General features: G+C 50.2%; 5 protein-coding genes. All 5 read right to left on the bottom strand.

Annotation, left to right across the window (positions count from 1 at the left end):
• Positions 1-188: 188 nt before the first annotated feature.
• The 5 genes from rlmB to ACLUYS_RS09445 all read right to left on the bottom strand — a co-directional run bounded on the left by rlmB (position 189) and on the right by ACLUYS_RS09445 (position 3,900).
• A complete protein-coding gene (gene rlmB, locus ACLUYS_RS09465) occupies positions 189-932 on the bottom strand; it encodes a 23S rRNA (guanosine(2251)-2'-O)-methyltransferase RlmB (RefSeq protein ID WP_230266815.1) in 744 nt (247 codons plus the stop codon).
• Positions 933-953: 21 nt separating this feature from the next.
• The gene (locus ACLUYS_RS09460; RefSeq protein ID WP_230266814.1) at positions 954-1,340 is read right to left on the bottom strand and encodes a Mini-ribonuclease 3; all 387 of its coding nucleotides are present in this window, start codon (positions 1,338-1,340) and stop codon (positions 954-956) included.
• Entirely contained in the window at positions 1,340-2,692 is a 1,353-nt protein-coding gene (gene cysS / locus ACLUYS_RS09455; protein ID WP_288820805.1) for a cysteine--tRNA ligase, read from the bottom strand. The genes ACLUYS_RS09460 and cysS overlap by 1 nt, the downstream gene beginning before the upstream one ends.
• A 285-nt stretch (positions 2,693-2,977) precedes the next feature.
• The gene (locus tag ACLUYS_RS09450) at positions 2,978-3,652 is read right to left on the bottom strand and encodes a hypothetical protein (RefSeq protein ID WP_230266812.1); all 675 of its coding nucleotides are present in this window, start codon (positions 3,650-3,652) and stop codon (positions 2,978-2,980) included.
• A 2-nt stretch (positions 3,653-3,654) separates the two neighbouring features.
• The gene (locus ACLUYS_RS09445; protein ID WP_230266811.1) at positions 3,655-3,900 is read right to left on the bottom strand and encodes a hypothetical protein; all 246 of its coding nucleotides are present in this window, start codon (positions 3,898-3,900) and stop codon (positions 3,655-3,657) included.
• Positions 3,901-4,253 lie beyond the last annotated feature (353 nt).

The following is a 4,253-nucleotide window of genomic DNA, read 5'->3' as shown; positions in this document are numbered from 1 at the left end:
ATATTGTTGTAGACAAAATCGGTATAGCCGCGAAGGCTCGCAAACAGCAGCGCGTACGCTTCCTCATCGTTCATGTGAATGAGATAGAGAAGCTCGTACAGATTCCAGTCGCGCGTGCTGTTTTTGGCAGGACGGTATAAGGCATTCATCATTTTTCCCTCTTCATACCGACTGCTGCGTTGGGAATTTTATTTTTTGCTTTGAATCTCGTACATCAGGATTCCTGCAGCCACCGACGCGTTCAGCGACTGCACGGCTCCATGCATGGGAATGTGCAGTTTGAAATCGCACTGTCCCTTGACGCTTTTGGACATGCCCTTACCTTCGTTTCCAATGACGAGAACGAGCGGACGATCATACAGACCTTTGCGATAGTCGAGACTGGTCTTGTCAAAGTCGCTGCCCGCTACCCAGAAGCCGTTTTCCTTGAGCTTGATCAGCGCGTTGGAAAGGCTCGAGACACCGGCTACCGGCATCGAATACGCTGCGCCCGCAGACGTCTTTACAGCGGCCGGGGTGAGCCCGGCGCCGCCATGCTTGCACAGGATAACGCCTTTGGCACCAGCCGCATCCGCAGAACGCAGAATAGCACCGACATTGTGCGGATCCTGCACTTCGTCTAAAGCCACAAGCAGCGGCAGACGATCGAGCGCGCTGTCGCTTTCCGGGTTTGGACGGGCCCGGTCGATGAGCTCATCGAGCGTGAGCAGCGGCAGGTCCCTGACTTTAGCGGCAATCCCCTGATGGACGCCATGATCCGTCATGCGGTCCAGTTCCTTTTTCGAAACCGTGCGCAGACGAACGGATCTGGGAAGCGTGTCGAGAATGCGGCGCGTTCTGGCATCGTTCTGGCCGTTCATCAAATAAATTTCCGCGATAGTCTCCGGCTCGTTTTTCAGCGTTTCAAAGACATTTTTTCCATAGACGATCATAGAGATTCACCAAGTAGACGATCATAGAGATTCACCAAGTTTCATACAGATCGAAAGCAGTTCGTTCATGCGCTCTTCATGATGGTAAAGATACAGATAGCCAAAGAGCGCCTCCAGACCGGTGGCCTTGAGATACGTTTTCAGATCCGCACTTTTCGATGGCGATTTGACGTGCGCGTTGCGTCCGCGGCGGACGATTTCCCGTTCGTCTTCGTTAAGCAGATCTTCTTCCAGAAGCCGATCGAGAACCGTGGCCTGCCCCGTGGCCGAATTGTATTTGGCCGACTGTTTCTGCAGAACATCGGCTTTGCGCAGTCCCTTGTTCAAAAGCGTTTTTCGTACTTCCAGCGAATAGATGGCATCGCCCATCCAGGCCAGAGTTACGGGATTTTCGGATACGATTTCCATTAAACCAGTCCCTGTTCCATCAGCTTCGCCCGGCACGCATCAGCGGCGGCGAAGTCTTTTTCCTTTACAGCTGCTTTCCAGGCGCGATACAGATCCTTCTGTTCATCCGTTGCGTGATGCAGATCCAGATCGAGTCCCAGTACATAAAGCATACCGGCAATGGAGGCGTAAAGCGCATTCAGACGCTTGTAATCCAGTTCCCGCTTGCGCAGCGCACCGTTGAGTTCCTTGATGGCTGCCTGAAGCGCGGAAATAGCGTTCGGGGTGTTCAGATCATCGGCCATGGCGTCCATGAAGGCGTTCCAGCTGGCTTCATCTTTTTCAGCATTCGGATCAAAAGCGTCTGCCAGATCGAGCTGAAAAAGAGCCTGCGCTGCAGGTTTCCGGATTTTTGCGATTTCTCTGGCGGAAGACTCCAGTGCTTCCTTCGAAATCGTCAGCGGTGCGCGGTAATGCGTGCTGATGAGCATCAGACGGCAGACCGGACCGGAATACTGATCGATCAGATCCTTGGCCAGCAGGACGTTGCCTAAAGACTTGGACATCTTGTTGATCTCATGGTTTTCATCGGCGATGTTGATCATGCCGTTATGAACCCACGTATTGGCCAGAGACGTATCCCAGCTCATGCGGGCCTGCGCCACTTCGTTTTCGTGATGCGGGAACTTCAGGTCGTTTCCGCCGCCGTGAATGTCGATCAGCGGACGGCCAAAGACATCGTTGATCATTACAACGCATTCGGTATGCCAGCCGGGACGGCCTTTTCCCCAGGGAGAATCCCACTGAATGCCTTTATCGGTCTTTTTCCAGAGCGTAAAGTCGAGCGGGTTTTCTTTTTTTGTATTTTCGTCAATGCGGGCGCCGACCATCAGATCTTCTAGGCGCTGATGGGAAATTTCTCCATAGTGCGTATCGGAGCCGACACGGAAGTAGACATCGCCGTCCACCGCGTATGCTGCCCCGTTTTCGACGAGCTTTTCGATAAAGGCGATAATTTTATCCATCGTCTCGGTTACGCGCGGAGTATAATCCGGCGTCTGGGCGCCAAGATCATGGCGAACGTGTTCAAATTCCTCAATATAGCGATCGGTAATCACTTTTTCCGTAGTGTTTTCTTCAATCGCCTTGGCAATGATCTTGTCATCGACATCGGTGTAGTTGCTTGCCATGGTGACGTCATAGCCAAGTGCCTTGAAGGTTTTGTAAAGCGTATCAAAAACGACGACAGGTCTGGCATTTCCGATATGCGGATCGTTATAGACCGTCGGACCGCAGACATACATCGAAACCTTGCCGTCTTCCATCGGCTTGAATTCTTCGATTTTCTGCGAATAGGTGTTATAGAGCTTCATCCTTATTCCTGCTGCTTTCCATAAAGGACAGACGCCTTCCCGAGTTCGAACAGATATCCGATTCAGATCTCCGGTTCATTTGGGAAACAGGGCGCGTCTGTGCAGCTTTTCCTTTCGTCTGTTTTCAGCATTTTGCCCCATGAGGAGCCGGTTTCAATCAAAAAAGACGCAAACGGATTGAATTGCTGAACAGCCAGTCCTGTTCTGCACTTTGCGTTTTTTCCATTGAAAAAAGGAAGCTTTCACTTCCTTCGATATTCTATCAGATTTTCAACCGCCTGTTTTTCAGGCAGCGGAGCGGCCAAGGAGTTTCAGAATTTCTTCTTCGTTTGGTGTTCCTTTTAAATTCTCCAGGGCCAGTTTTGCCCACTTCTCCGTATTGGGCTTGTCCTTGTTATAGGAGTACTGCAGAGCGATCAGATACTGGAACGTACCTGCGTTCACTTTCAGGTTTTCCGGAATGTTTCCGGAAGAATCTTCGAGCTTTTTCAGTCTCTCCTTCAGTTCATCAATATATTTCGCTTCTTTCTTGAGAAGAATCGAATACTGAATTTCCAGCGGGTGGAGCTGCTGGGGCGTACCGTACGTTTTCACCAGGTCCATCATGCGGGCAGCTTTTTTGATTTTTCCCTGCGCCAGATAAATATAGAAGCCCTGTTCGCCTAACTGGGCTTTCTGACGACGGTTCAGACGCATGTTTTCCATGAACTGAATCTGATCGTCAATTTTCGCCTTATCCTGTCGGGCTTCAATCATCGTCAGACGGATGGCTTCGCGTTCAAAGGCGGAAAAGGAAACCTTAGCCAGCAGCGAATCCAGATGCGTCTGGAATTTCGCGTAGTTCTGGGTATCGATATCGTTCATCAGCTTCTGGTAATAGTAACGCTTTACCAGAGGCGGGATCAGAACAACCAGCGCGATAAAAACCGCAAAATAAAGAAGATAAATCCATCCCTGCATAGCTAGTTATTCCCTCCGGTCTTCCCCTCAAACTGGGTGAGATATTCCTTTTCTGAAGAACGGTCCTCGCTGGGATTCTGCGCGAGGCGTTCTGCCTTTTCCCGTTTGGCGTTTTCAATAAACATGTTGATGAACATTTCATCCACACCGTCTTTTCTCATGCTTTCGACATAGGCCGCCGTCAGATCGTCGACCTCTTCTGCCAGCCGGCTGTACTCGCTGTCAACCAGGCGTTCTCGAATTGCCATATTACAAATCCTTTCTCTTAAACAATTACTTTCAATTTACCTGCTTCTGAGTGCTTTCACAACAGAAACCGGATGTAGAGCGTGCTTCGAAGGCAGAAACTTCAAACGCTTTCCCGCAAATTCCCAGCTGGATCGACTGGATCTTTGATTTCTCTCTCCGTCATTTTTACGACAGAAAAGTTTCTGCAAATATTCCTGAAGAAAAATTTGAAAATTCATCCCTTTCTGGCGATTTCCTGTACTCGATTCTTTTTCTTTTCTCCTTTTTTCCCGGGCGCTTTCCAATTCTCCAGATCGGAAGTCGGCTGAATCCGCCCGTTCGGCGCCGTCCCCTTCTCTGCGTATACCGGTAC

This window comes from Allobaculum sp. (assembly GCF_047010065.1).
Taxonomy (GTDB): Bacteria; Bacillota_I; Bacilli_A; order Erysipelotrichales; family Erysipelotrichaceae; genus Allobaculum; species Allobaculum fili.
This window is presented reverse-complemented; position numbering and strand designations above follow the sequence as displayed.